The sequence below is a fragment of the Desulforhabdus sp. TSK genome, from assembly GCF_022836495.1.
Lineage (GTDB): Bacteria > Desulfobacterota > Syntrophobacteria > Syntrophobacterales > Syntrophobacteraceae > Desulforhabdus.
Map to the genome: position 1 here is coordinate 1 of NZ_BQXM01000242.1, position 260 is coordinate 260.

Below are 260 nucleotides of genomic sequence, written 5' to 3' on the forward strand. Positions count from 1 at the left end.
GCAAAAATACTGTTCATCTTCGGGGTGAACGTGGGCTTTTTTTCGCCGATCCTGGGCTGGGTGGAAAGAAAGCAGAGCGCGGTGATGCAGGACCGGATCGGCGCGAACCGCGCCAATATCGGCGGGTTCACCCTCATCGGCCTCTTTCACCCCATCGCCGACGCCGTGAAGGTGCTCACCAAGGAGGACTTCATACCGGCGGGAGCGAACAAGTTCTTCCACACGCTGGCGCCGTTTCTCAGCCTGGTGCCGGCCATCGT

The 260-nt window shown here is 60.4% G+C and carries 1 protein-coding gene; it reads left to right on the forward strand.

What is annotated here, in order from left to right:
• The coding region (locus MWC30_RS22260; RefSeq protein WP_244086363.1) for an NADH-quinone oxidoreductase subunit H at window positions 1-260 on the forward strand (260 nt) is incomplete at both ends.